23 protein-coding genes are annotated in these 24,920 nt (G+C 61.2%); 12 read left to right on the top strand and 11 right to left on the bottom strand.

Translation table 11 applies throughout. The annotated features are described in order from the left end of the window. The first annotated feature begins 5 nt into the window (after window positions 1–5). From J5M57_RS24065 to J5M57_RS24040, 6 genes are all read left to right on the top strand, one after another. On the top strand, window positions 6–1,556 hold the full coding sequence (locus tag J5M57_RS24065; protein WP_207849308.1) for a sugar ABC transporter ATP-binding protein: 1,551 nt from the start codon (window positions 6–8) through the stop codon (window positions 1,554–1,556). After that, entirely contained in the window at window positions 1,549–2,574 is a 1,026-nt protein-coding gene (locus J5M57_RS24060) for an ABC transporter permease (RefSeq protein ID WP_064587258.1), read from the top strand. Before J5M57_RS24065 ends, J5M57_RS24060 begins: the two co-directional genes overlap by 8 nt. Before the next feature lie 25 nt (window positions 2,575–2,599). Beyond that, the gene (locus J5M57_RS24055; protein WP_207849309.1) at window positions 2,600–3,655 is read left to right on the top strand and encodes a substrate-binding domain-containing protein; all 1,056 of its coding nucleotides are present in this window, start codon (window positions 2,600–2,602) and stop codon (window positions 3,653–3,655) included. 45 nt (window positions 3,656–3,700) lie between these two features. Beyond that, window positions 3,701–4,366, top strand: coding sequence for a sulfite oxidase-like oxidoreductase (locus tag J5M57_RS24050; protein ID WP_207849326.1), 666 nt, complete (start codon window positions 3,701–3,703; stop codon window positions 4,364–4,366). A 509-nt stretch (window positions 4,367–4,875) separates the two neighbouring features. After that, window positions 4,876–7,263, top strand: coding sequence for a TonB-dependent receptor (locus J5M57_RS24045; protein WP_207849310.1), 2,388 nt, complete (start codon window positions 4,876–4,878; stop codon window positions 7,261–7,263). A 41-nt stretch (window positions 7,264–7,304) separates the two neighbouring features. Continuing rightward, window positions 7,305–8,669, top strand: a complete 1,365-nt coding sequence (locus tag J5M57_RS24040; protein WP_207849311.1) for an APC family permease — start codon at window positions 7,305–7,307, stop codon at window positions 8,667–8,669. On the opposite strand, the gene J5M57_RS24035 is transcribed toward J5M57_RS24040, so the two are convergent. Beyond that, window positions 8,666–9,127: a DUF3574 domain-containing protein gene (locus J5M57_RS24035; protein WP_207849312.1), complete on the bottom strand. Its 462-nt coding sequence runs from the start codon at window positions 9,125–9,127 to the stop codon at window positions 8,666–8,668. The two genes, J5M57_RS24040 and J5M57_RS24035, sit on opposite strands and share 4 nt — an antisense overlap. 386 nt (window positions 9,128–9,513) lie before the next feature. Here J5M57_RS24035 and J5M57_RS24030 point away from each other — a divergent pair, with 386 nt between their 5' ends. After that, on the top strand, window positions 9,514–10,023 hold the full coding sequence (locus J5M57_RS24030) for a hypothetical protein (protein WP_207849327.1): 510 nt from the start codon (window positions 9,514–9,516) through the stop codon (window positions 10,021–10,023). A gap of 335 nt (window positions 10,024–10,358) precedes the next feature. Here J5M57_RS24030 and J5M57_RS24025 read toward each other — a convergent pair whose 3' ends face one another. The 3 genes from J5M57_RS24025 to J5M57_RS24015 all read right to left on the bottom strand — a co-directional run bounded on the left by J5M57_RS24025 (window position 10,359) and on the right by J5M57_RS24015 (window position 13,803). Continuing rightward, a complete protein-coding gene (locus J5M57_RS24025; protein WP_338110608.1) occupies window positions 10,359–11,006 on the bottom strand; it encodes an XRE family transcriptional regulator in 648 nt (215 codons plus the stop codon). Further along, entirely contained in the window at window positions 11,003–11,164 is a 162-nt protein-coding gene (locus tag J5M57_RS24020; RefSeq protein WP_169840464.1) for a hypothetical protein, read from the bottom strand. The genes J5M57_RS24025 and J5M57_RS24020 overlap by 4 nt, the downstream gene beginning before the upstream one ends. 257 nt (window positions 11,165–11,421) lie before the next feature. Continuing rightward, window positions 11,422–13,803, bottom strand: a complete 2,382-nt coding sequence (locus J5M57_RS24015) for a DUF3772 domain-containing protein (protein ID WP_207849313.1) — start codon at window positions 13,801–13,803, stop codon at window positions 11,422–11,424. Between the two features lie 228 nt (window positions 13,804–14,031). Here J5M57_RS24015 and J5M57_RS24010 point away from each other — a divergent pair, with 228 nt between their 5' ends. Further along, the gene (locus tag J5M57_RS24010; RefSeq protein ID WP_207849314.1) at window positions 14,032–15,375 is read left to right on the top strand and encodes a hypothetical protein; all 1,344 of its coding nucleotides are present in this window, start codon (window positions 14,032–14,034) and stop codon (window positions 15,373–15,375) included. 186 nt (window positions 15,376–15,561) lie between these two features. Here the strand turns inward: J5M57_RS24010 and J5M57_RS24005 are convergent, their stop codons facing one another. Genes J5M57_RS24005 through J5M57_RS23995 form a run of 3 tightly spaced genes read right to left on the bottom strand, consistent with a single transcriptional unit; the run spans window position 15,562 to window position 16,293 of the window. Further along, window positions 15,562–15,720: a DUF2986 domain-containing protein gene (locus tag J5M57_RS24005; RefSeq protein WP_064587265.1), complete on the bottom strand. Its 159-nt coding sequence runs from the start codon at window positions 15,718–15,720 to the stop codon at window positions 15,562–15,564. A gap of 49 nt (window positions 15,721–15,769) precedes the next feature. After that, a complete protein-coding gene (locus J5M57_RS24000; protein WP_064587266.1) occupies window positions 15,770–16,102 on the bottom strand; it encodes a phosphotyrosine protein phosphatase in 333 nt (110 codons plus the stop codon). Beyond that, window positions 16,099–16,293 carry a hypothetical protein gene (locus J5M57_RS23995; RefSeq protein ID WP_169840459.1) on the bottom strand — a complete coding sequence of 65 codons (195 nt, stop codon included), beginning with the start codon at window positions 16,291–16,293 and terminating at the stop codon, window positions 16,099–16,101. The genes J5M57_RS24000 and J5M57_RS23995 overlap by 4 nt, the downstream gene beginning before the upstream one ends. A gap of 371 nt (window positions 16,294–16,664) precedes the next feature. Here J5M57_RS23995 and J5M57_RS23990 point away from each other — a divergent pair, with 371 nt between their 5' ends. Further along, window positions 16,665–17,360 carry a tRNA (adenine(22)-N(1))-methyltransferase TrmK gene (locus tag J5M57_RS23990; protein WP_207849315.1) on the top strand — a complete coding sequence of 232 codons (696 nt, stop codon included), beginning with the start codon at window positions 16,665–16,667 and terminating at the stop codon, window positions 17,358–17,360. Here the strand turns inward: J5M57_RS23990 and J5M57_RS23985 are convergent. Together J5M57_RS23985 and J5M57_RS23980 are read right to left on the bottom strand one after the other, a co-directional pair. Continuing rightward, window positions 17,341–18,345 (bottom strand): alpha/beta hydrolase, encoded by a 1,005-nt coding sequence (locus tag J5M57_RS23985; RefSeq protein ID WP_207849316.1) that lies wholly within the window; start codon window positions 18,343–18,345, stop codon window positions 17,341–17,343. The two genes, J5M57_RS23990 and J5M57_RS23985, sit on opposite strands and share 20 nt — an antisense overlap. A gap of 151 nt (window positions 18,346–18,496) precedes the next feature. Then, window positions 18,497–19,057: a fasciclin domain-containing protein gene (locus tag J5M57_RS23980; RefSeq protein ID WP_207849317.1), complete on the bottom strand. Its 561-nt coding sequence runs from the start codon at window positions 19,055–19,057 to the stop codon at window positions 18,497–18,499. A gap of 337 nt (window positions 19,058–19,394) precedes the next feature. On the opposite strand from J5M57_RS23980, the gene J5M57_RS23975 reads away from it, so the two are divergent. Both J5M57_RS23975 and J5M57_RS23970 read left to right on the top strand, forming a co-directional pair. Next, window positions 19,395–19,829, top strand: coding sequence for a GFA family protein (locus tag J5M57_RS23975; RefSeq protein ID WP_207849318.1), 435 nt, complete (start codon window positions 19,395–19,397; stop codon window positions 19,827–19,829). Between the two features lie 219 nt (window positions 19,830–20,048). Beyond that, the gene (locus J5M57_RS23970) at window positions 20,049–22,262 is read left to right on the top strand and encodes an EAL domain-containing protein (RefSeq protein WP_207849319.1); all 2,214 of its coding nucleotides are present in this window, start codon (window positions 20,049–20,051) and stop codon (window positions 22,260–22,262) included. Between the two features lie 23 nt (window positions 22,263–22,285). Here J5M57_RS23970 and J5M57_RS23965 read toward each other — a convergent pair whose 3' ends face one another. Next, on the bottom strand, window positions 22,286–22,864 hold the full coding sequence (locus tag J5M57_RS23965; RefSeq protein ID WP_207849320.1) for a DUF4337 domain-containing protein: 579 nt from the start codon (window positions 22,862–22,864) through the stop codon (window positions 22,286–22,288). 269 nt (window positions 22,865–23,133) lie between these two features. On the opposite strand from J5M57_RS23965, the gene J5M57_RS23960 reads away from it, so the two are divergent. Further along, window positions 23,134–23,793 carry a carbonic anhydrase gene (locus J5M57_RS23960; RefSeq protein WP_064587274.1) on the top strand — a complete coding sequence of 220 codons (660 nt, stop codon included), beginning with the start codon at window positions 23,134–23,136 and terminating at the stop codon, window positions 23,791–23,793. A 211-nt stretch (window positions 23,794–24,004) separates the two neighbouring features. Here the strand turns inward: J5M57_RS23960 and J5M57_RS23955 are convergent, their stop codons facing one another. Further along, window positions 24,005–24,457, bottom strand: coding sequence for a thiol-disulfide oxidoreductase DCC family protein (locus J5M57_RS23955; RefSeq protein ID WP_207849328.1), 453 nt, complete (start codon window positions 24,455–24,457; stop codon window positions 24,005–24,007). Window positions 24,458–24,920: the final 463 nt, after the last annotated feature.

Raw genomic sequence — 24,920 nt, 5'->3', positions numbered from 1 at the left:
ATTTTATGAGTGTGGTCGTGGCCCGCGCGCCGCTGATTCAAGTGCGTGAACTGAGCAAAACCTTCGGCTCGAACCGCGCACTGGATGGCGTCAGCCTGCAGATTCATCCCGCCGAAGTGGTGGCCTTGCTCGGTGCCAACGGTGCCGGCAAGTCGACGCTGGTGAAGATTCTCGCCGGCAGCCAGCGCGCCGACGCCGGCGAAATTTTCGTCGATGGCCAGCCACGGCAGTTCAGCTCACCGCTGTCGGCTCGCCGGGTGGGGGTTGTCGCGGTGCATCAGCAGATCAACGACGGCATCGCCCCTGGTTTGAGCGTGGCGGAGAACCTGCTGCTCGATGAACTGTGCCGGCCCGACGCGGACTTCTGGCTCAATCGCAAACGCCTGCTGGAGCGCGCTGCGAGCATCGCCGCCGGGCTCGGTCTGGTGTTGCCGCTGGAGCAACCGATTGAGCACCTGGGCCAGGCCGAACGGCAACTGGTGGTGCTGGCCCGGGCCTTTGCCCTGCAACCACGGCTGCTTATTCTGGATGAGCCGACGGCCGCGTTGTCGGACGCCGAAGCGCAGCGCCTGTTCGGTTTGATCGACACCTTGCGCGGCCGTGGGGTGGCGATCGTCTACATCTCGCATCGCTTGTCCGATCTGCAACGGGTGGCGGATCGCGCCATCGTCCTGCGTGACGGGCGCCTGGCCGGGGAGTTCAGCGCGCGGCAGTTGCCGGAGGCGGTGCACGCGATGCTCGGGCAGGCGCTCGACGGGCATGTCTACACGCCCGGCCTTGTCGGCCGAAACGTTCTCGGCGTGCGCGGTTTGCAGATTTTGCCGCGCTCGAAGCGTTTCGATTTCGACCTGCACCAAGGTGAAGTGGTGGTGCTGACCGGGCTGCTCGGCGCCGGCAAAAGCGAGATCGCCGAGGTGCTGTTCGGCCTGCGTCAAGCCGTGGCCGGCAGCCTGCAACTGGATGGCGAGGACTGGGTGCCGGGTTCGCCAAGGGCGGCGATTCGCAGCGGCGTGTTTCTCGCGGCGGAGGACCGTGCCAGCCAGTCGCTGGTGCCGGACTTTTCCCTGCGCCGCACCCTGACCCTGCCGTTTCTGGAGCGCTTCACCCGTGCCGGGTTCATTCGCAACCGCGCCGAAGCCGCAGCGGTGCAGGCGCAAGTCGCGGCGCTGGGGATCAAGACCGCTGGCATCGACGTGCCGATAAGCGCGTTGTCTGGCGGCAATCAGCAAAAGGTCGTGCTGGGCCGCTGGTTGCTCGGGGCCGGGCGGCTGTTGATCCTCGACGAACCGTTTCAGGGGGTCGACGTGCGCGCCCGCCGCGAGATCGGCCAGTTGCTGCGCGACAGTGCCGCTGGCCGCGCGACCCTGGTGATTTGTGCCGACGTCGACGAAGCCCTGGAAATCGCTGACCGGATCCTGTTGGTGCGCGATCACGCGGTGGTCGCGCAATACCCGCGTGCCGGTCTTGAGCGCGCGACCCTGGTCGCTGCGCTGGCGGGTAGCGACCTGATCGAACATCCCCTTCATGCCACGCCAAGGAGCAGAGCGAGTGCCTGATTCGAGTTCACTGTTGTCTTCCACTGCGGCACCCGCCGAGCGCCTGCTGCAAGCGCTGATCCGCTACGGCCTGTTGTGGTTGCTGGCGCTGATCGTGGTGTTTTTCAGCGTCGCGGAGCCGGCGTTTTTGCGCGTCGGCAATCTGTTCAGCATCTTGCAGTCGGTGTCGATCGTCGCGCTGCTGGCCCTCGGGGTGACACTGACCATGGCCGTCGGCGGGCTCGATCTGTCGATTGGTGCGGTGGCGGCGATGAGCCTGATGATCGCCAGTTACGTGATGGTGGTGCTCGGCTGGGGCGCGGTGCCGGCGGTGCTGATCAGCCTGGCCGGTGGCGCACTGGTCGGGCTGCTCAATGGCTGGCTGATCGTCAAGCTGCGGGTGCCGGACATTCTCGCGACGCTGGGCAGCATGTTTCTGGTGATTGGCGTGCAACTGATTCCCACCGGCGGCCGCTCGATTGCGGTGGGCATGACCTTGCCCAGCGGCGTGGAAACCGAAGGCGCGTTCAGTGCGGCGTTTCTTGCGCTGGGTCGCGGGCGGTTGTGGGACGTGGTGCCGGTCCCGGTGTTGATCACCGCGCTGGTGGCGCTGGCGGTGTGGCTGTTTCTCGAACGCACGCGCATCGGCCGGTTATTTTATGCCATCGGCGGCAACGAGCAGGCGGCGCGACTGGCAGGGGCGCCGGTGCAGCGCTTCAAATTGCTCGCTTACGTGCTGTCGGCATTGCTCGCCTCACTCGGCGGTTTGCTGTTGGCGGCGCGCCTGGGCCGCGGCGATGTCAGCTCCGGTAACGGTCTGGTACTGGACGCCCTTGGCGCGGCGCTGATCGGTTTTGCCGTGCTCGGGGCGAAGAAGCCCAACGCCTTCGGCACCTTGGTCGGCGCACTGCTGGTGGCTTCGCTGCTCAACGGTCTGACCATGCTCAACGCGCCGTACTACGCGCAGGATTTCGTCAAGGGACTGGTGCTGGTGCTGGCCCTGATGTTCACCTTCGGCCTCGCGCATCGGGCGCGCTGAGCCGACATCGTTCAAGGAAAGTCGTATGCAAGGTTCACTCAAACAGTTCGCGCGCCATTGCCTGCTCGGGGTGATGCTCTCGGCGTTGGCCGTGAGCGCGCAGGCCAAGGCCTTACCGGGAGCGCCAGCGCCGTTCGACAAGGGCCAGGTGCAGATCGCCCTGGTCGGCTATCTGTTTTCCGGAGACTTTCCCGAGGCGTATCTGCGCGGCGTGGAGCAACAGACCGAAGCGCTGGGGGCCAACCTGCGGGTGTTCGATGCCCGGCAGCAGGCGGCGAGTCAGGGCGAGATGATCGATCAGGCGATCGACCTCGGCGTGGACGGGATCATCGTGCAACTGGGCCTGGCGGAAACTCTTAAAGGCCCGATTGACCGGGCGATCGCCAAAGGCATCAAGGTGGTGGCGTTCGACGTTGACCTGAACAGCCCGCAGGTGACCCAGGTCGAGCAGGATCACCACGCGCTGGCGCGGCTGGCGCTGGATCAGGCGGTGAAGGACAACGGCACGCGGTTCGACGCCGGTTACGTTTACATCAGCGGCTTCACGCCGATGGAGCGTCGCGATGAGATCTGGAGTCAGGTGAAGCAGGCCAATCCGGGCATCATCGAAAAGGCGCGGTTCGGCACGCTCAACCCGCCAATTGCCAATTCGGTAGCGGATCAGGCCAGTGCGGTGCTGCGGGCCAATCCGGGGATCAGCGTGATCTTCGCGCCGTTCGACGAATTCGCCAAAGGCGCAAAAATTGCCGTCGACGAGGCCGGGCTGGGGCGCAAGGTGAAGATCTACAGCGCCGACATTTCCACCGCCGACATCCAGATCATGAAAGAACCGGACAGTGCCTGGGCGGCCACGGCGGCGGTCAATCCGCAAGTGGCGGGGGCGATCAGCGTGCGCAGTCTGGCGATGTTGATTGCCGGCGAAAACCCGGGGCATCAGGTGCTGGTACCGCCGACCCTGATCACCCGTCAGCAGTTGCTGGACCTGGACGTGAAAAACGTCCGCGACCTGGCCCAGAAACTCCCGGCCTTCGGTGATAGCGCCAACGTGGCGCGGGCGGAGTGGATACCGGTGGCTAACTGAAATCCCCCGCAGGGTCGGCATTCAAGAAATGAGGTCAGTGTGAGCATGCACGACAAGGCAACGCGATTACGCAAAAGCCGTTCACCCCAAGCAGATCCCGCATTCAGCGCACGGCTGCCTCCCGGCCAGGTGTTGACCGAGCGCTTCCCGATCCTGCACGAAGGCAGCGTGCCGCAATACGATTTGCCGAACTGGTCGCTGCGTCTGTTTGGCACACTCAAACACCCGGTCGAACTGCGTTACGCAGACCTGCAAGCGCTGCCACAACGTCAGTTGCAATGCGACATCCACTGCGTGACACGCTGGTCGAAGTTCGACACGCAGTGGAGCGGGGTGCATCTGCAGGATCTGTTGCAGGCCTTCGATATCCAGCCGCCAAGCGCCTACGTCATGGCCCACGCCGATCACGACTACCAGACCAACCTGTCACTCGACGACCTGCTGCACCCGGACAGCCTGCTGGCCACCCATTACGCCGGCCAACCCTTGACCGCCCAGCACGGCTGGCCGCTGCGGCTGGTGGTAGCGGGGCGGTACTTCTGGAAGAGCGCCAAATGGCTGCGCGGTCTCGAGTTTGTCGACCAGGAGCAACCCGGTTTCTGGGAGCGCAATGGCTTTCACCTGCACGCCGATCCGTTTGTGGAACAACGCTTCAGTGCTGACGCTTTGGACATTGCCGAAGATGCCTGGCTGGAAAAGGAGTTCGACTAAGGTTATGCGCTTGTTTGCAGTCAAGATATCGGGTGACTGATCGGCCACCTTCGCGAGCAAGCTCGCTCCCACATCAGCGCGATCAACCTGTAGGAGTGAGCCTGCTCGCGAAGGGGCCCGGACATTCAACTACTTCGGTGGCTGATAAACCGCCATCGCGAGCAGGCTCACTCCTACAAAAGATCTTTACCTGATCTTGAGTTAGTTGGTGTTAGTTAGAGTTTAAGTGTTTGTCTGGCAACACTTGTGTTGCTCTAAAAGCAAATACTCAGCCCGATCTAACCTAAGTGTTATTGGTTCTTTTGCGAAACCTGTCCGCTCGTCTAGCATCGGTGTTCAAGGGGAAACAACTAACTTTGGGGATCCTGCGCTTAATCAACTTAATGCGTTCAACCAGCCTTCACTGCCTTCCTGATTTCTAAAACTACAGCAGACATTGCCGTGCATTGATTGCCGAACGCTTATTGTCGGCAACGGCCGGGTATTAGCTGCGATAAAGGAGCTGTCCCATGTATCAGCGTTCCCGTTCATTACTGGCCATCGCGGTTGTCGGTGCGATCTGGCAACTACCGGCGCAAGCCGAAGACACTTCCACGCGCGTTGACGATGACACACGGCTGGGTACCGTGCTGGTCACCGGCACCCGTGGTACCGCGCGCACGGTGCTGGACTCACCGGTGCCGGTGGACGTGTTGACCGCCGCCGACCTCAAGTCCACTGGCGCTGCCGACGGTGAACTGGGCCAGGCGCTGCAGACCTTGCTGCCATCGTTCAGCATGCCGCGCCAATCCAACTCCGGCGGTGCTGACCATGTACGCGCCGCGCAGTTGCGCGGCATGAGTCCGGACCAGGTGCTGGTGCTGGTCAACGGCAAGCGCCGGCACACCTCGGCGGTGGTCAATGACTCCTCGAAAATCGGTCGCGGCACGGCACCGGTGGACTTCAACTCGATCCCCATCAGCGCGATCAAACGCATCGAAGTGCTGCGCGATGGTGCCGGGGCGCAGTACGGCTCCGATGCGATTGCCGGGGTGATCAACATCATCCTCGACGACGCGCCCGAGGGCGGCGAAGTGTCCACCAGCTACGGCGCGTTTCACACCCATCAGGACGCCATCGGGCGCACCACCACCGACGGTCAGAACAGCGTAACCACCGCCAAGATCGGCACGCGCCTGGGCGAAGAGGGCGGGTTCATTCGGGGCGGCACCGAGTACAAGAACCGCAATCCGACCAACCGCGCCGGTTTCGACGGATTCGCCGATACCCCCGAGCAGCGCAACTACGTGATGGGCGATGGCCTCGCGCGCGACGTCAACCTGTGGTTCAACAGCGAGCTGCCGCTGGCCGGCGGCAAGGCTTACAGCTTTGGCACCTACAACCAGCGCCACACCACCGGCGCCGAGTTCTATCGCTACCCCTACGAACAGCCGCAGTTCTATCCCAACGGCTACCTGCCACAGTCCCTGGGCGACAACAAGGACATCTCCGCCACCGCCGGTTTCAAAGGCATGATCGGCGAGGACTGGGACTTCGACAGCAGCGTCACCCACGGGCGTAACCGCTTTGACGGATCCACCCGGCGCACCCTCAATGTCAGCCTGGGGGCCGATTCGCCCACCTCGTTCGATACTGGCGATTACGAGCTGCGTCAGACCACCACCAACCTCGATTTCAGCCGCGAACTGCGCCTCGGCGGACGTTCGTTTGTGCTGGCGCTGGGCGGCGAATACCGCTACGAAAACTACCTGACCTACGCCGGTGACGCGGCTTCGTACATCGGGTCTGGCGCTGACGGCGCCAATGGCTTGCGCCCCAGCGAAGAGTCGGACCTGGACCGCAACGTGTTCGCCACTTACGCCGAACTCTCGGGCGATCTCACCGACCGCTTCTTCGTCGACGCCGCCACCCGCTGGGAGCATTACGACGATGCCGGCAGCAAACTCACCGGCAAACTCAGCGGTCGCTACAAACTGACCGAGCAGTGGGCGTTGCGGGGTGCGGTGTCGAACAACTTCCGTGCGCCGTCGCTGGCCCAGAGCGGTTTTCAGAACACCACCAGCAACTTCGGCGAAGGCGGCACGCTCACCGATATCCGCGTGCTCTCGGTCAACGATCCGATTGCCCGCGCGCTGGGCGCCCAAAAGCTTGACCCGGAAACCTCGAAGAACTTCAGCCTCGGCCTGACCTTCCAGTTCAACGAACGCTTCGATGCCTCGCTCGATGTGTTCCGTATCGACGTCAAGGACCGCATCACCCTGTCGCAGCGCATCGGCAGCGATGCCATGGAGCAATACATCAACGACAACTTCGGCGTGGCCGGGGTCCATGACGTCAACTTCTTCACCAACGCCGCCGACACCAGCACCCACGGCGCCGAACTGGTGCTCAACTACCACCAGCCGCTGTATGACGGGACGTTGGGCCTGACCACCGCGTACACCTACAACCACACCACAGTCACCAGTACCAAAGGCACGCCGTCGCAACTGACGGCGCTGGGTATCGGCAACGACGCGCTGGTCGGCGTCGAAGAAACCAACACCCTGACCGACGCCGCACCCAAGGATCGCTTCGTGTTCAGTGCCAACTGGGCCAGCGAACACTGGGGCCTGCTTGGCCGTCTGACCCGTCAGGGCGAGACCACCCGGGTGTTCGACTTCGGTGACTCGCAACCGGAGCAGACCTACGGCGCGGTGTGGCAACTGGATGCCGAGGTGACCTACAAATTCACCCCGAAATTCAGCGTGGCCCTGGGCGGCAACAACCTCACCGACAACTACCCGGAGCGCTCCGGCTCGGCGATCAACTACGGCGGCAACCTGCCGTATGACGTGCTGTCGCCGATCGGTACCAACGGTGCCTATTACTACGCCAGCGCCACCTACGGTTTCTGAGCCGAACCGCCACGGACGGCGGACCTTCTGCGGGACTCTCCATGAATCACTCGAACGGCCCCAGGCGCCATCTGCCGGTGGCGCAGGCGCTGTTGATCACGCTGGGCATGGTGATCACCACCGACATCCTCAAGACCGCGCCGACCGTGGCGCTGAACGTCGGGCCGGACTATTTCTACTGGGTCTGGGTGCTCGGCGGCTTGGCGTCGATGGCCGGGGCCTTGTGCTTCGCCGAAATGGCCACGGCGTTCCCGCATCCGGGCGGCGACTATCACTTTCTGCGCACGGCGTATGGCGAGCGCATGGGGTTCCTGTTCGCCTGGTCGCGCTTCTCGGTGATGCACACCGGCTGGATCGCCTTGTCGGCGTTCATGTTTGCCGATTACGTCAACGCCGTGGTGCCGCTCGGTCGATACGGCTCGGGGCTGTTTGCCGGCGGGGTGATCGCCGCGCTGGTGCTGCTCAATCTCAGCGGCAAGCACATCGGCTTCATCACGCAGACCTTGTTGGTGGGCCTGTTGGCCCTGGGCTTTTTGAGCATCGCCAGCGCCGGTGTGTGGCTGGCGTGGCAGGGGATCGAAGCGGCGCCGCCCAGCGCGTCGGTCACACCTCAGAACACCGGCATGGCCGGATTTTCTGCGGCGATGATTTTCGTCTTTCTCGCGTTCGGCGGCTGGAGCGATGCGGCGACCTTGTCGGCGGAAGTGCGTGACGGTCGACGCGGCATCTTCATCGCGATGCTCGGAGCGCTGACGCTGCTGATGGCGATCTATCTGGCGCTGAACTGGGCGTTTGTCCGTGGCCTGGGGTTCGCCGGACTGGCCGCGAGCAATGCTCCGGCCGTGGAGTTGCTGAACCGCGCGTTCGGCGCGCCGGGGGTGCTGCTGATTCTGCTGATGGTCGGCATCGCGGCCATCGTCACCATCAATTCGACCTTGCTGGTCGGCGCCCGCACCACCTACGCCGCCGCCCGCGACGTGCCGCAGTTGCGCCGCTTCGGCGAGTGGCACGAACGCGACGGCGTGCCGCGCAAGGCCTTGCTGGCGGAGGGCGCAGTGGCGTTGTTGCTGGTGCTGTTCGGCAGTTTCACCCAGAGCGGTTTCAACACCATGGTCGAATACCTGACCCCCGTGTACTGGTTGTTCCTGAGCTTCAGCAGCCTGGCGTTGATCATCCTGCGCCGACGCTTCCCCGAAGTGCCGAGACCGGTCCGGGTACCGTTGTATCCGCTGTTGCCCCTGCTGTTTTTCGGCCTGTGCCTGTACATGCTGTATTCCAGCGTGACGGTGGTGGGGTGGGGCGCGTGTCTGGGGCTCGGAGTGTTGCTGGTGGGGGCGCTGCTGTTGGCGGGATTGAGCCGCCTGGCGTCGACGCCTCGGCAAGCTCTGGGGTCGATCACTGATTAGAAAGATACGTCGGCCGGTTGCGACAGACGCAGGACCGACAAATCCCCGGTGATGCGCTTGTACGCCAGGCGAATTGCCTCGATGTTGCCGGCGTTCTGCGGGTTGTTCTCGTGCAGGATCACGATGACCTTGGTGCTCAACCGCTCCGGCTCCTTCGCCCCATGATCGCGCCACTGCCCATACGCATCGAACACGGTGAAACCGTCGGGAAACCGCGACGTCACTTCCTTGTCGAGAAACTCGCGCCAGCGCGCGGGGCTGACCGCGCCTTCCTTGCCATCCACCGTGCCCACCGAGAAATACAACTCGGTGCGGATCCACTGCGCCTGCGCCGGACGCGTGGCGTCACCTTGCAGGGTCGAACTGACGGGGTCTTTGGTGTGCACGGAAACGGCAGGAGGACTGGCGCACCCGGCGACAGCGACAAACAGTGCAGCCAGTAACAGGCGTCTTTGCATGGAACTTCCCTTTTTATGAGTGAGTGCAGACGCGCAATTATAGGGGCGCCCTTTAATAGCGATAAAAGATTAAAAAGTGGTTTGCTTGTTTATTAATGGAATAAGAAAAATAGCCGGGGCTGGTTAGACCGATAATTTCTTTCGGTTATTTATATAGCGTTGTTTTACATATCGATGATGTCGTAATCGATGTCAGTGCATTGGCTCTTTCTGTCATGGTGTCCAGTCTGCTGCTGCAACAGCTCAACGCGCATGCAACGCTGCGCTTGAGCGGTTCGAACAGTGCTTTTTGCTGTTCGATGGGCATCTTGTACGGGATCTTCAAGCCCATAGAATCAGCGCCATCAGCTTTTCATCCAGTTCTTAAATCCTCAGGGAGCTACACCATGATGAACGCCATGCAGATGCCAATGCCAATGAACGCCAACATGCCGATGATGCCCATGACGGGCATGCCGATGATGATGGCGACCATGAGCTGCGAAATGATGGACGACGGCATGATGTGCAAGATGATGCCGGCCGCCGGCATGGACATGGCCATGTTCAAGAACAGCGGCGAAATGATGCAGATGATGATGGACTGCGGCATGCCGATGATGATGCATTGCGGCAACATGAGCATGATGTGCATGTCCCAGGCGGCCATGGCTATGCCGATGATGAACATGATGATGCCAATGCCGATGATGGGCATGCCGATGCCATCGATGAAGTGCGTGATGGAATGCACCATGATGGCCGACTGCATGATGTGCAAAATCATGCCGATGCCCGGCATGAGCATGGACATGATGAAAAACTGCTGCGCCCTGATGATGAAAATGATGAACGACTGCAGCATGCCAATGATGATGAGCTGCAACGGCATGCCGATGATGTGCTGCACCTGCTGATTTCCGGCAGCACAAAAAAGCCCCCGACGGCCCAAGGCCTCGGGGGCTTTTTCATTCCATTGACCAACACTTGTCCAGCCCACACCACGCCGGCTTCGGCTATCACCACGAAACCATGTGGGAGCGGGCTTGCTCGCGAAAGCGGTGTGTCAGGCAATACAGATGCTGAATGTGCCGACGCCATCGCGGGCAAGCCCGGCTCCCACAGGGATCTTCAGTGGCCATAAATCTTGAACCCACCTGGAAACCTGTGGGAGCTGGCTTGCCAGCGATGGCGGTGTGTCAGGCAATGAGATGCCGTATCTGCCAAAAAGCCTGGATCCCACGGCGATTCGTCAGTCCAGCCGTTCGGGGTAGGTCACGACCAGATAGGCCACGGCCTCGCTGTCCGCCGGGTTGCGGTAGCGGTGGGGCTGGTCGGCGTAGAACAGGATCGAGTCGCCGGTGGACAGCAGATAGCGTTCGTCATTGACGCTGATCTCCAGCACGCCTTGAGCCACCACCAGGTTTTCCTGCACGCCCGGCCCATGGCCCTCGGACAGATCTTCGCCCAGCGGACTCAAACGCAGTTCATAAAATTCCGACTGCCGCGCCACGTCGAACGGGAACAGTGCGCGGCTGACAAACGCACCGCTGGCACTCACCAGCCGTTTGCTCTGACTCGCCGACAACACCGCCACGCCCTCAAACGCGCGATGCTCGAGAAACGCCGCCACCGACACCTTCAAGCCCTTGGCGATTTTGCACAGCACCTTGATCGACGGCACGCTGCGCCCGGACTCGATCTGCGCCAGCATTGCCCGGCTCACGCCGCACTGACGGGCCAGTGCATCGAGCGACAAATGCCGCTTGCCGCGCAAGCGTTGCAGGTTTTGTGCAACCCGTTCGCAGATCGGGTCTTCTTCCAATGCTTCGAGACTGTTCAGATCCAGCACAGGTTCGTCGGCGCTCGCCAGAAAGCGCGAGGGATCACCGGCGTTCACGCTTGACGCGGCTCGGTCGAACGCTTGGCCTGCACCCATTGAAAGGCCTGGTAACCAGCGTTGCGCGCATACATTTCCCACATGGCCCGCGCGAGTTGCTGGGCTTGGCGGCGTTTGCGGTAAGCGACGAAGTCGATCAGGTTGGCAGTCGGGTTCATGGCGCACTTCACTGTGATCAATGAGGGAATGAACAGAGAGTACGCACAAATTTATATAACGATAAATACTGATTTTATATTTATTAATTCCTTTCTGTTCTTTATCAGGCTTGGCGCTTACCACGACACCTGTGGCTGGCTTGCCAGCGATGGGTCACCACCCTTGCAGGCTGACCCACCGCCATCGCTGGCAAGCCAGCTCCCACAATGGTCTCGGCCAGTCGCTAAGTCCGTGTCCACCGCAAAACCCTGCAGGGTCACGGGCTCGAGGCCGGTTTTGCCAGCGCTATCCCCGCATCCCCCAACCGCTTGAGAATCTCGAACAGCAGATCGCTCTTGGTCCCCCCAACGATCCGCGGGCTGCCGACATAACCCGTCACCGTCAGGGTGATGCCGTCCGGCGAGAGCTTGCTGAAGCGCACGTACGCGGCCGGTTTGTCGAGGATGTGTTCGTTTTCCAGGTAGGTAGTAAGCAGCAGTTCCTTGACCTGTTCGGGGTCGATGTCCAGCGGGAACATCAGCTCCAGGCTTGCCACCCCCTGGGCACTGCCGCCCAGGGTGACGTTGCGCAGGTTCTGCGAGATCAGCTGCGAGTTGGGCACGATGACGATGGAGCGGTCGCTGAGCTGGATTTCCGTGGCGCGTACGTTGATCCGGCGGATGTCGCCCTCGACGCCGCTGATGCTGATCAGGTCGCCGACTTTCACCGGGCGCTCGGTAAGCAGAATCAGCCCGGAGACGAAGTTCTTGACGATCTCCTGCAGGCCGAAGCCGATCCCCACCGACAGGGCGCTGACGATCCACGCCAGGTTGGTCCAGCGCACGCCCAGTGACGACAGGGTCAGCAGGATGACCGCGGCATAACCGATGTTGGAAAACAGCGTGCTGAGCGATGCGCACATGCCCGGGTCCATATCGGTCTTGGGCAGAAACTCGTTATCGAGCCAGCGACGCAGGGCGCGGATCAGGTAGATGCCGATCAGCAAGGCGAGCACCGCGTTGAGCAAATGAGCGGGCACGATGTTCAGCTTGCGCAGTCCGGCGCCGCCGAGAATGCCCATGATGTTGGTGGTCAACTGGCCGAACGTGGTGCCGATGCCGCCGACGAACAGGGTGATCACCGCCAGCAGCAAGAGCCCGGCGCGGCTGGCGCCGGACAGCACCGTCGAGATTTGCTCCAGGCGTCGGTCGCTCATGCCCAGCGTCTGCTTGATGGTCTTGCCGGCCGGGTAGCGCGGCGAGAACAGATGTTCGCAGGCGTCCTTGACCACCTCGATCAGCAAATAGAACCCCGACAGCACGATATACGCCCACACCAGTTCATAGGTGATGAACCGCGCCAGCGACACGTAACCGGTGAGCAGGGCCAGCGCCGAGATACACATCGACACCGTGGCAACGCTGTAGATCACCCCGGCGAACGTACTGCCGGCCTCCGGGTCATTGGCGCTGAGCAACGCCTTGCGCACCTTGCCAGTGCGGATCAGCAACGGCACCAGAATCGCGATCACCACGATGGCGATCACCCCGCGCTGGGCGATCACGATCTGGCTGCTCATGCCGGTGGCGTTGCAGACTTGCACCAGCGTCACCAGCACCAGCAGGGTGGCTGCGAGAATCCGCGGATAGGGTTTCAGCGCCAGTGCCACGGCATCGGCAATCGCCGGCAGCCGCCACGACGGATGTTGCGTCGACAGCAGCGCGCGGCTCAGGGCGGTGATCAGGGCGCAGGCGTAGACGGCTTTTTCGAACTCCTCGGAGAACGTCGACAGCATCGGGGGTAACGGCGCGTGGCGGGTGCACGCATAGAACAGCAGGTGCAAGGCGATGGCGGTGGTGCCCAACGTCGCCAGTGCCGAGGCGAACGCCAGCGCGCTGCGACGCAGGCGGCCCTCCGGCATGCGGTGGATGCACAGCCAGGTCAGTGCGCGCTCGGCGAGACGTCGTCCGAGGGTCCAGAACAGCAGCGCCAACAGCACCAGCACGCAGGTGAAAAACCGCTGCCCGGGTGCCCAGACCGTGGCCCAGGTGTTGTTGACCTGATCGATGAAAAAAGTCAGCCGCTGGCGGTCGTCGGGCGCCGGCGAAACCAGAGGCGACCAGAAATCCGGACTGAGAATGCTGTCGGTGCGCAGCGTCAGTTCGCTTTCGAGCAGCGTGCGGCGAATACCGGCAATTTGCGTGATCAGGTCGGCGGCGCTTTGCTTGAGCGCGGCCAGACTTTTCAGCGTGGCGTCGACCTTGTTCTTTTGCTCGCTGAGTGTCGCCCGTTGCGCGGCGATATCGGCTTGTTCAGCGGCAATTTGCGTATCCGGCGCCGCGCCGAGCACACCCAGTTGCACCGCCAGTTGCGCCTGCTGCGGCAACAATGACGCCGACAAGCGATCGACATCCAGGATGAACGCCTGCACCCGGTCCTGCGGACCTTCGAGCTGGTTGTAGTTGTTGGCGGCGGAAATCTGCTGCTTCAACCCGTCGAGGCGCATTTGCAGCGCTTGCAGATCGCTTTGCGAGACCTCCAGCAGCGGCACCGTGGTGGTCGCCGACGGCGCCGGCAAGTCCGCCGCCCACAGCGCCGAACCACCCGGCGCGAGCAGAATCAGCGTCACAAACAACAATGACTTCAAGGCGTTGCGCATGGGCGGGACCGGTTCTCGTTGAGCACACAATCTATGAGGTTAGGTGATCGAACCGCACGCCGAGAAAAATTTCCGGGGAGCGGGGCGGGCAGGTGCATCAGCCCGAGTGTTGGCGGGGCCCGATCAGCACATTCGCCTTGGTGAGCGATTGTCCGCGCGTTTCAAAAAATTGCGCTGACAGGCATGCTACGGCCCACGAATGTTCGGATATCAGGGATAGTCAGCTGCATGTGGAAAAGTTGGTTACAAAGACTCATTGGAAAGACTTCCACTGCCGCAGCCATCGTGCATTCGGCCGAACCTGCAGGCCTGCCAGCAGTTCCGCGTGCACAAGACTGGAAGTCGCTGGTCACTTCCTGGCAGGGGTTTGATCGGGAGGTCGGTCTGCGGCTCATCAGGTCATCGCTGTCGCCCGAGCGGTTGGAAGCCATTGTCGTGCGGCTGAACGATTGGGTGCCGCAGGTTCGCGCGGCGGCCAGAGAGGCTTTCGAAGACTACCTGACACCCGAGCATGCCCCTTGGCTGATCGCTCGAATGCCCGCCATTCTTGCCCTCGAGCAGCGCCGGCGAGAAGATCATGGTGTCACCCTCGACAAGCTTGAAGCGCTGCTGGCGTCACCCGAATGCCTTGAGCAAAGTGCGGCAGCCTTCGACGCCAGCCGTGGCGCCTGTACACGAATGTTGTTCAGGGTGCTCACTCGGGCAAAGGGCGCGGATGAGCTGGAGGCGTTTCTCGTCGCATGCCTGAATCATGTCGATTTCGGCGTGCGCCGGCTGGCACTCGGCAGGGCCATGGCGCTTCCCCCGGCTTCGGCGCACAAGGCCGTTACTTATGGGCTGGAGAGCAACAGCAGCATCCTCAGACGCCTGTCATTTCTGCAGGCCATCGAGCTACCAACGGACCGTGCACCGCTGATCGAGGCTTTTTTGACAGACGCCTCGTCAGCGGTAAGGTCCACTGCGCTTTGGGCCGCAAGTAAGTATCAGATCGACCCCGTGCACGTCCTTCAGGCGCAACTGGCGGGGCCAATACCTGCAACCAAAGCCCGCTGGCTCGGCGTGCTCGGATTGGCGTTGTCGTTGGGTGTGCGTATTCCGCAAGAGTGGATGAGTGCGGCCTTGAACCAAAGCAGTGGTGAGGTTCGTTCGCTTGTCTTGATCCTTGAGGGAGAGGACAGGCCCGCGTTGCTGATCGAGGCGATCGCGGATCCGTCGCGGCGTGTGTTCGAGGCGGGTGTCCACGGACTGCGTCCCCAGCCATGGCGCGTCATCGAATCGGCATTGACTGCTCAGCTTGAGAACCTCTGGCCAACGTTGTCCGCCGCCCGGCGCCAGGCACTCCTTGAGCTGATGCCCAAATGGACCCAGGCCGGGTTTCTGCTTCAGCAACTTCGCCTCCAGCCTGGTGACTCGTCAGCACTTGAGCCGATAGGCAGGTGGGTCTGCGGGCAGACTTACTCGATCACTGACCGGGAGACACCCGAACACGAGCGCGTGCGGATTGTCGAGCAACTGCGGCGGCTTGAGCAGCTGGGGGTGGTGCCGGCAGGGGCCGTTGCCAGACTGACATGACATTGCGCTAGGGTGGGTAATCGGCAGTTGTCGATTCGTAGCGGACAATCGAACCTCAGGACATGCGATCAATGTTGGCCGCCACGCTCGGCCCGTCACGCCCGGCCAATGTGCTGGTGGTTGGCGTATAGGCGTGTCGGCTGCCTGTTTCCGCCGACTGAGGCCCTGCACGCCTGAAAGGCTGGATCAACTCTCGGTGCTTTCGACCGGTTCCGCCGCTGCCTCAGCAGCCATTTTCAGGCGGTCAGCCTTGCTGATGTACTTGGGCTTTTTCGGCGCCAGTTTGGCACTGGCCTTCTTGGCCTTTTCCTTGAACAACTGCTGCAGTTTCTTTTGACGGTTCATGTTTACTACTCAACTTGAAAGTACTTGGATGAGGGCGGCAGCCTGAGTGCTAAGCCTGAGGCGCGAGATAGGGCTTCACAGCGTCTTCGAGGATGTCTACCAGTTCGGGATCCATGAAACGGTAGTCATCGGGAATATCCAGGGTGTGGATGGGCTTGTGCTCAAGCAGGCGGGCGTATTCAGCCTGCAGACGATTGAGGTGCTTGCGCTCCATGACAAAAATCACATCGGCCCAGCGGATATCCGCCGGGCCGATGGGTTTGCGCGCGTTGGGGCTGGTGCCCGCCGAGCGGGCTTCGAAGCCGGGCCGGCGGCGCCAGATCGCTTCCGCCGTCGGGCTGCGCCATTGGTTACGGCTGCAAACGAACAGGAGATTGGTCACACTTGATCCAGCAGTTGGCGGGTGGTGCGGATGGGATAGCTCATGCCCAGTTGGCGTGCCCTGGCCAGTTTTTCGGCGCGGGTATACATCAGCTTCCAGTTCTTTTGCGGTTTGAACTTCAGCGGATCAGCCGCTTTGCCGTTGCCGCGTTTACGGGCCTGATGACGTCTCCAGGCGCGGGTTCTTTCCATGGTTCATTTCCTCGTGAGTACCGGGTTCAGCAGCCGCGGTAATACGAGTTGTGGGTATGGTAAGCGTGAATCGAGCCAGTGGCTAGGTGGCTGAGCAGGCGTTAGCGCCTATAGAAACGGGCTTTTTGGCAACCTCTCAGATTCATCACGCCCAAGGGGATAGTCTTCAGGCGCGAACCGCTCGGACGTATCCATCCGAACCCCGCGCAAATCCGCAGTTTCCCGCTGCGCCGCATAAAACGCCTGCGCGATGGCTGAACAGCATGGAGCACCGGACGCGCCGCGCATTTGAAATGCCCGCCGCACCTCGCTAGAGTCGCGCCCCTTGTCCGGCCAGCAGTGCCGGCGGTGGTTGGGGAAGAGGGCGGCAGTTGAACGAACACACTTTGTCCATGCGCCTGGAGCGTGTGGCGGCGCAGGTTCCAGCGGGTGCGCGGTTGGCGGATATCGGCTCGGATCACGGTTATCTACCGGTGGCGCTGATGCGCCGTGGCGTCATTGTGGCGGCGGTGGCCGGCGAGGTGGCGTTGACGCCGTTCCACGCAGCGGTGCGCACGGTGCGCGACAACGATCTGCAAGCGCACATCACCGTGCGGCATGCCAGTGGTCTGGCGGCGATCGAGCCGGGTGACGCAATCACCGCGATCAGCCTGTGCGGCATGGGCGGCGAGACCATCCGCGACATCCTTGACAGTGGCAAGGCGCGCTTGAGCGGGCACGAGCGGCTGATCTTGCAACCCAACGGTGGCGAGCAGCCGCTGCGTCAATGGCTGATGGAAAATGGCTACTGCATCGTTGTCGAGGACGTGCTGCAGGAAAACCGGTTTTTCTACGAAATCATCGTCGCTGAGCGCTCCGGGCCGGTGGCGTACAGCGCCGCACAACTGTACTTCGGCCCGCTGCAGATGCAGGCGCGCAGCCCGGCCTTTCTCGCCAAATGGCAGCGCTTGTTGCGCAAAAAGCAGAAAACCCTGAACGGTTTCACCCAGGCGCGCCAGGCCGTGCCCGAAGAAAAGTTGCAGGAAACGGCGCAGCAGATCCAGTGGATTACCGAGTTGCTGGCGTGAGCTGAGCGCCACGGTCGACTGTGGCTTGCTGCGCCGCGATCCGAAGATTGATCCACGCCCGGCTGTGCGCCAACACCCGCTCGGCCATCGCCGTCGGGAAGTGAATAAACCCATGGGCGCAAGCGGGTAGCAGGTGCGCCTCAACCGCTGCCGATGCGTTCCAGCGTGCGGCCAGCTCCAGGGTGTCGTCGCGCAACGGGTCCAGCTCGCCGGCGAACATCAGCGCAGGGGGCATGTCGGTAAAGTCGCCGTACAGCGGTGACAGCGGCGGTTGCTGGCGTTGCGCGTCGCTGCGATCCGGCGTCAACAGGCGTAGCGCTTCAACCATGCCCGGGCCGTCCAGCACCAGCGTGTCGGCAGTCGCCGCGCGGACGCTGGCAGTTCCAGTCAGGTCATAGACGCCGTAATAGAGCAGCGCCCCGTGAATGCGCTTCAACAATTCGGGCGAAGATTGCAGCCCCAACAATGTCGCGGCCGCCAGATGCCCACCCGCCGATTCCCCGACGACGATCGCCGGCAGATCCGCGAATTCCTTGCAGCCGAGCAACCAGCGAGCGGCAGCCAGACAATCTGCCAGCAACCCCTCGACCGGCGTGTTGGTCGCCAGCCGATAATCCACCGAGACCACCGCCACGTTGCACGCATTGACCATGCCCGCGTTGAGTTCGTCGTTCATCTGCGGGTTGCCGATGACCCAGCCACCGCCATGAAAATCCAGCACCACGCCCCGTGCTTTGCCTTTGGGCCTGATAATCCGTAACGGCAGCGAGAGGCCGTTTGCATCAATCACGGTGTTTTCGGCTTCGAGGCCATGTTTGCGCAGTTTGTCCGCGCCGGCCTTTTGGCTGACGCGCAGCAAGGTCTGGATCAGACGCGGCGTGACGCGATTGCGGATGCGAAACCGAGGCAGCCAGCCGAGGGTCTTGTTGAAACGCTGCATTTGCGCGATGTCGTTCGCGCCGAATTCGAGTTTTTCGGTGTCCATGCTGGCCCTCTATGACGTTCGCTGCGGCATGCCGACACCGCTGAGCACTTGTGCAATCCGACAGATTGCCGGCAAGCACGTTCACTCTTGAGAATCGCCAGAAAACCACCCGAGGCGAGCCCTTTGCCGAGGGCCCGCCAGCGTCAGGCGATCAATTGGGCATCAGCACCGTGTCGACCACGTGAATCACGCCATTGGATTGCATGACGTCAGCAATGGTAATGGCCGATTTGCCTCCTTTGGCGTCCTCCACCCACAACTTGCCATCGTGCAGCATCACGGTCAGCGATTCGCCCTGGACGGTTTTCAGCATCACTTTGCCGCCGTGCATTTTCGCCTGGTCCATCAACTGTTTGGCGGTGTGCGTACCGGCCACTACGTGGTAGGTGAGGATCTTGGTCAGGTCGGCTTTGTGTTCCGGCTTGACCAAGGTCTCAACCGTGCCGGCGGGCAATTTTGCGAACGCCTCATTGGTGGGGGCGAAGACCGTGAACGGCCCCTTGCTGTTGAGCGTATCCACTAGCCCGGCGGCTTTGACCGCTGCGACGAGCGTCGTGTGATCCTTGGAGTTGACCGCGTTTTCGACGATGGTTTTGGTTGGATACATGGCCGCGCCACCGACCATCACGGTATCGGCAGCGAAGCTGGATCCAGCTCCAAGGGCAAGCAGGGTGAAACAAGCGACAGCAAGGCGTTTGATGAGCGAGTGCATGGTGCGTCTCCTTGATTCTTCGACCCTTCGAATGAGGGTGATGAATGTACGCAGCAGCGCCGGAAACGGATGCAGCACCGGGCGAAATACTTTTTTGGGCTGACCGGTTATTCGCGCAGGATGGCTTCACCGGTGCGCGGATGGGTGAGCGTCACACGCTCCAGCGCCCTGATGGGCCAAGCCCCGTTGTGTTGGCTCGGCACCGTGAGAATCAGCGTATCCACTGACCGGGGACGTCTTCCGGGCGGTTCATTTGAGTCACGGCTGAGCGCTCGCAGGGTTAGAATGCGGCTTTGACCATAAGTAACTCCAGCATGGACGTCCAAAGGAGAAACCCATGACCACAGGGCAGTGTCTTTGCAGCGCAGTACGCTTCAGTCTTTCGGTTAAACCACGCTTCTTCTACCGCTGCCACTGCTCATTGTGCCGCAGGCAAACCGGTGTCGGTCACAACCTCGCCACGCTGGTGGGCGTCCACGATTTCCGCTGGGAAGCAGGGCAGGATTCGATCAGCAGCTGGGTTAAGCCCAGCGGTTACAGAAACGACTTCTGTGCCGATTGTGGTTCGACCGTGCCCAACCCGCTGCGCGGATCGCCTTATGTTTGGGTTCCGCTCGGCCTGCTTGATAACGATCTGAGCCTGGAGTGCGCGGGCGATTTCTGCGTTGACGATGCCATGTCATGGGATGCACAGCGTTCGGCCAATAATCATCACGCTAGCGTGGAGTCCTTGGCGTTTCTTGTGCGGGAACTGCGGGTCGACGCTGATTGAACGGTCAGCCTCGCCTTGGGATAAAAGGGTCGGCGAGGTTCGCAGGCGCCGGGCGATCCTGGCCAATCTGATGCGGTCTTTTATCGTTGATCTGAGTCTTTCTTATGGCGGCGGCACTGCCTTATAAAGAGTGCTCGGGGTACGGTTGGACTGTGCCCGGCCGCTCACTTTTCCAGACGCTATGACGAACGGATAGTCTCGGCAGTCCTCAGGAACCACATGAATACCCCCTGCACGAGCTATCACGGCGTGGGTCTTCCCGAGTCGCAACGTGACATTCTTGGCATGATCGCGACCAATCAGCAATTGGACGACATTCTTGCCGCCATCTGTTCAATGCTCGACGCGCAAGACCCTGACACCCTTTGTTCGATATTGCTCACCGATACGCAGGGCAAGCACCTGCTTAATGGTGCTGCACCCGGGCTGCCGCCTGAATACAGTCAGGCCATCCATGGCATGCCCATCGGTCCGCAGGAAGGAACCTGCGGTACAGCGGCCTTTCGGCGGGAGCTGGTGGTCACCGAGGACATTGCCCGGGATCCGAGCTGGGAGCGGTTTCGGAACCTCGCGCTTGGATACAATCTGCGGGCCTGCTGGTCGCTGCCATTGTTCTCGCATCAGGGGCGCGTGGTAGGGACGTTTGCGCTGTACCAGAATCGAGTCAACGGGCCAAGTGAGGCGCAGATTCAACGGCTGACCAGCGCGGCGCAATTGGCGGCGATTGCAATCCGTCATGAGCGCGATGGTCAGTGTCTGGAAGAAAGCGAACAACGTTTTCGTTCTTTGTTCACCTACAACCCCAACCCGGTTTTCGCCCTCGATCTGGCCGGTAACATTCAGAGTGTGAATACCGCAGGCCTGAAGCTGAAACCGGACACGGCAAGCGATTTCATTGGCCATCATTTTTCGCGCCTGGTGCTCGAAGAAGACCTGCAACGGGTCAGTCGGCATTTTGCTGCCGCACGCGCGGGAGAGCCTCAACGATTCGAAGCACGGGTTCTCGACGAGAACGGAAAACTGTTGACCATGGACATTTCCAATCTGCCGATCATGGTCAACGGGGCGATTGTCGGTGTATTTGGCATTGCCCGCGACGTCAGCGAGCAGAAGCATTACGAGCGCCAGTTGAGCTTCAACGCCTGCCATGACGGGCTGACCGGCTTGCTCAACCGTGCGTCCCTTGAAGGCCGGCTCATTCTGGATTGTCACATCAGTCATCGTCGCAAGCGCCGACTGGCGGTGATGTGCATCGATCTGGATGGATTCAAATCCATCAACGACTCGATCGGGCATTATTTCGGCGATCAGGTGTTGATCGAGGTGGCGCAGCGCATGACACAGCAGGTGCGTCCCGGCGATACCATCGTGCGCATGGGGGGCGACGAGTTTATCGTTCTGCTGCCGGACCTGCTTCGTGACGAGGACGTGGTGCCAGTGGCTGAACGCCTGATGGCCAGCATTGCCAGACCCTACTGCATTCAGGGCATTGACCTGCACGTGAGCGCGAGTATCGGTATCACCCTGAGCGACGGTCAGATCGAGCAGCCTATGCAATTGATCCAGCAGGCGGACATGGCCATGTACAAGGCCAAGCAGCAGGGGCGCAACAATTTCCAGTGGTACACCAGCGATCTCAACCAGAGGGTCTGCGAGCACGCGAGCCTGCGCAATGACCTGCAAAAGGCGATCGAAACGCAATCGCTTCAGCTGCATTATCAACCGCAGATGGACGCGCGAACGGGGCGGGTGGTCGGCATCGAAGCCTTGTTGCGCTGGGAGCATCCGGAAAAAGGATTCATCTCTCCAGCGGTGTTTGTGCCGGTGGCTGAAGAAAGTGGGCAAATCATCCCGCTGAGCCGCTGGGTACTCGACAAGGCCTGCGCACAGTTACGTCAGCTCGTTGATCAGGGCCTTGGAGACATCGTCATGGCCGTGAACATTTCGCCGATGCATTTCCAGCGTGGCCAGTTCGTTGAGTCTATCCAGGCAGTGCTCAGCCTGTACGGACTCAGCCCCGGGCAGTTGGAGCTGGAGATTACCGAGTCACTCCTGCTGCATAACGTTGAACAGGCAATCGATACGCTACACCGGCTCAAGGCCCTGGGTGTACGCATTGCGCTCGATGATTTTGGCACCGGTTTTTCCAGCCTCAGCTACCTCAAGCGATTGCCCATCGACAAAATCAAAGTTGACCGCTCATTCATCGAGGACATCGCCACCGATCATCACGACGCAGCAATCACTCAGGGCATTATTTCCATGGCCCACCACCTCAGCCTGACGGTGGTCGCAGAAGGCGTGGAAACGGCGTCTCAGGTGAATTTTCTCAAGGGCAGCCGCTGCGATATTTTCCAGGGCTATTACTTTGCCAAACCGATGCCGTTCGCCGCACTCGAGATGTTCCTGGCCACCGAGACGCTTGGTGCTTGAAGGGTTACGCTATTCAACCTTGCTCAAATATGCAGCCAGGCCAGCGAACCCAACATGACCCCCACACCCGCAGCGCCAAACGAGACGCGCCTGAGCCACTCCTTGCGCGTCAGCAAGGTGATGGCCGCCAGTGAAATGGCGATCTGGATCGCGGTCATCGCCTGGGCCCAGCGGTGATGCTGGTGCAGCGCCTGCTCTGACTTCTCGTCCCACTCGTGCGCCTGCTGCTCAAGTGCTTCAGCCTTCTTGCGCGCCTCCTCCTTCTGCTCGCCGTAGCGCCGCGCCTCGGCAGCGTAATGGGCAGAGTCCAGCCCCGGCAGGTGGCTGGCCAGGTCCGACAGATTCTGTCGACTGGACTTGGCCTGGTAGTAGTTCCATTCGTTGGCGGCTTCGGTCTTCTGGATGGCCGCGTTGTTTTTGTCCATGGCCGCCTCGCTTTCCGTCGAGCCGGCCTGATAGCTCATCAGTGCGCCGACCGTCGCCATGATCGCAGTCATTACCGCAATCTTGCTGGCGAAGCGATCGCCTTGCGCGTGGGCGTGATGGGTGGTGTGCTCGATATGTTGCTCGTGGGGGCTGGGGACTTCGAACTCTTCAGGCATGGCTGGCGAACTTGGATGGGTGAGTAGGGAAGGGCGGCATTATGAGTGGCGGCGGTTTTTTTAGACACCGGTGCCTGGCGGTTTCTGCCGCAACGACAGTCGCGCAGGTTTCTTCTTTCACTGGGGGGAGGGCCCTGGTCGCGGCCTGAAGGACATCGTTGATCGAGTACAGCCAACGCACGCGACCTCTGCAATAATGACGACCACCCAGGCACGGCAGCGGATTGACTGCTCGTGCCAGCACCTGGCATTCGCTTCTGGAGGACATCATGCGTGACATTATCGACGGCTTTCTGCGCTTTCAGCGCGAGGTTTACCCGCAACGCGTCGAGCTGTTCAAGCAACTTGCAACGGCACAAAATCCGAAGGCGTTGTTCGTCACCTGCTCGGACAGCCGTGTTGTGCCCGAACTCCTGACGCAGCGTGAACCTGGCGAACTGTTCGTGATTCGCAACGCCGGCAACATTGTGCCGTCGTACGGCCCTGAACCGGGCGGCGTCTCGGCCACCGTCGAATACGCGGTCGCCGTGCTCGGCGTACAGGACATCGTGATCTGCGGTCACTCGGACTGCGGGGCGATGGGCGCGATTTCACGCTGCACTTGCCTGGATCACCTTCCGGCGGTCGCCAACTGGCTGCGTCACTCGGACGCCGCGAAAGCGATTAACGCCGCCCACGAGTTCGACACGCCCCGCGCCAAGCTCGATGGCCTGGTACGCGAAAACGTAATCGCCCAACTGGCGAACCTGCGAACGCATCCCTCCGTGGCCCTCGCGCTCGAGCAGGGGCGCCTGAATCTGCACGGCTGGGTCTACGACATCGAGGCGGGGTGCATCGACGCACTGGATGGTGCAACCCGACGCTTCGTTCCCCTGGCTGAATCTCCGGCCACCGTGGCGATTGCTGCGCGGGACGGCAAACAGTTGTAAAGCGCGGAACGGGCCGGAAATAGCCATTTTTTGACGGCCACTTCCGGCCCAAAAAGCGGCCATTCGTCTTGACGTCGCCCAAGGCAGGAAGCCTGGGCCGACAAGACCTCATTGAACAAGCCACTTCTGGAAAATGTTCGTGATCGTCCTGCTGATGGCGACGAAGATGAAAATCGGGGCAATGGTGCTCAATGCTGTTGTAGCCCGGCGCTCACAGCTTCGCTTTCAGAAAGCGGCGTTCGTGATCGGGATCGGGTAACAGGCAGGTGTCGTACTTGCCGAAGATCCGGTAGCGATTCAGCGCCACGCGGTCGTAGGCCCAATCCCTAAGTATCCGTGGGAAGATGCGTAGAAGCCTGAACACCCGCCAGCGGTCAGGCAATAGTGCGATGACTTCGAAGACCGCATCCGAGCGCACCCAATAATGCCGGTCGCGGATCACCGCCATGCTATCGAACTGATCCACTGGCAGACCGGCCCATGCCAGCAGTGCCTGGCCCTCTGGCGATTGCACTGAAGCCGGACGCATTCGGTGCTCGCGGTCGTGGCGAATCAGAAATCGTGCCCAGCCGTTGCACAGCTTGCAGACGCCATCGAACAGAACCACAGTCTCATCAGGATTGAGCAATGGCGCGGGAGTTGGGCGAATCCGGAAGGCAGGCATGGGGTGGGTCCGATGGAGTTGGTCGGGTTTGATCATACCTGTGCGCGATCAGTGAAATCTGTTGCAGACGATGGTCGTTGGCGATGGCCCCATTAATAACAGCCATAAATGAAGCGTCTGTTGATGGAGCACGCCTTCAAGGCGTACGACACCATCTACCTCCATGGCTGATCAGGGCGTAGGGGGCATTGTCGCAACGACGCAGCCTGAAACAGGGGTTTGAGCCCTGCCTTCGATCCGACGCTAACGACAGCATCTATAGTAGTGGCGGGTTTAGTTGTTTGTTTTGAAAAGAATTTTCCGGAGGGGGTTGACCGGTAAATTCAGTCCTGTATTATTCGCCTCCCGCTGACGAGAGATCGGAAGCGCAAGTGGTTGAAGTTGTTGAAGAAATCTTCGAAAACTTCTGAAAATAATCACTTGACAGCAAATGAGGCTGCTGTAGAATGCGCGCCTCGGTTGA

Source organism: Pseudomonas sp. 86_A, assembly GCF_017491705.1.
Taxonomy (GTDB): domain Bacteria; phylum Pseudomonadota; class Gammaproteobacteria; order Pseudomonadales; family Pseudomonadaceae; genus Aquipseudomonas; species Aquipseudomonas koreensis.
The sequence above is the reverse complement of the archived record's forward strand: the minus strand, read 5'-3'. Positions and strand labels throughout refer to the sequence as shown.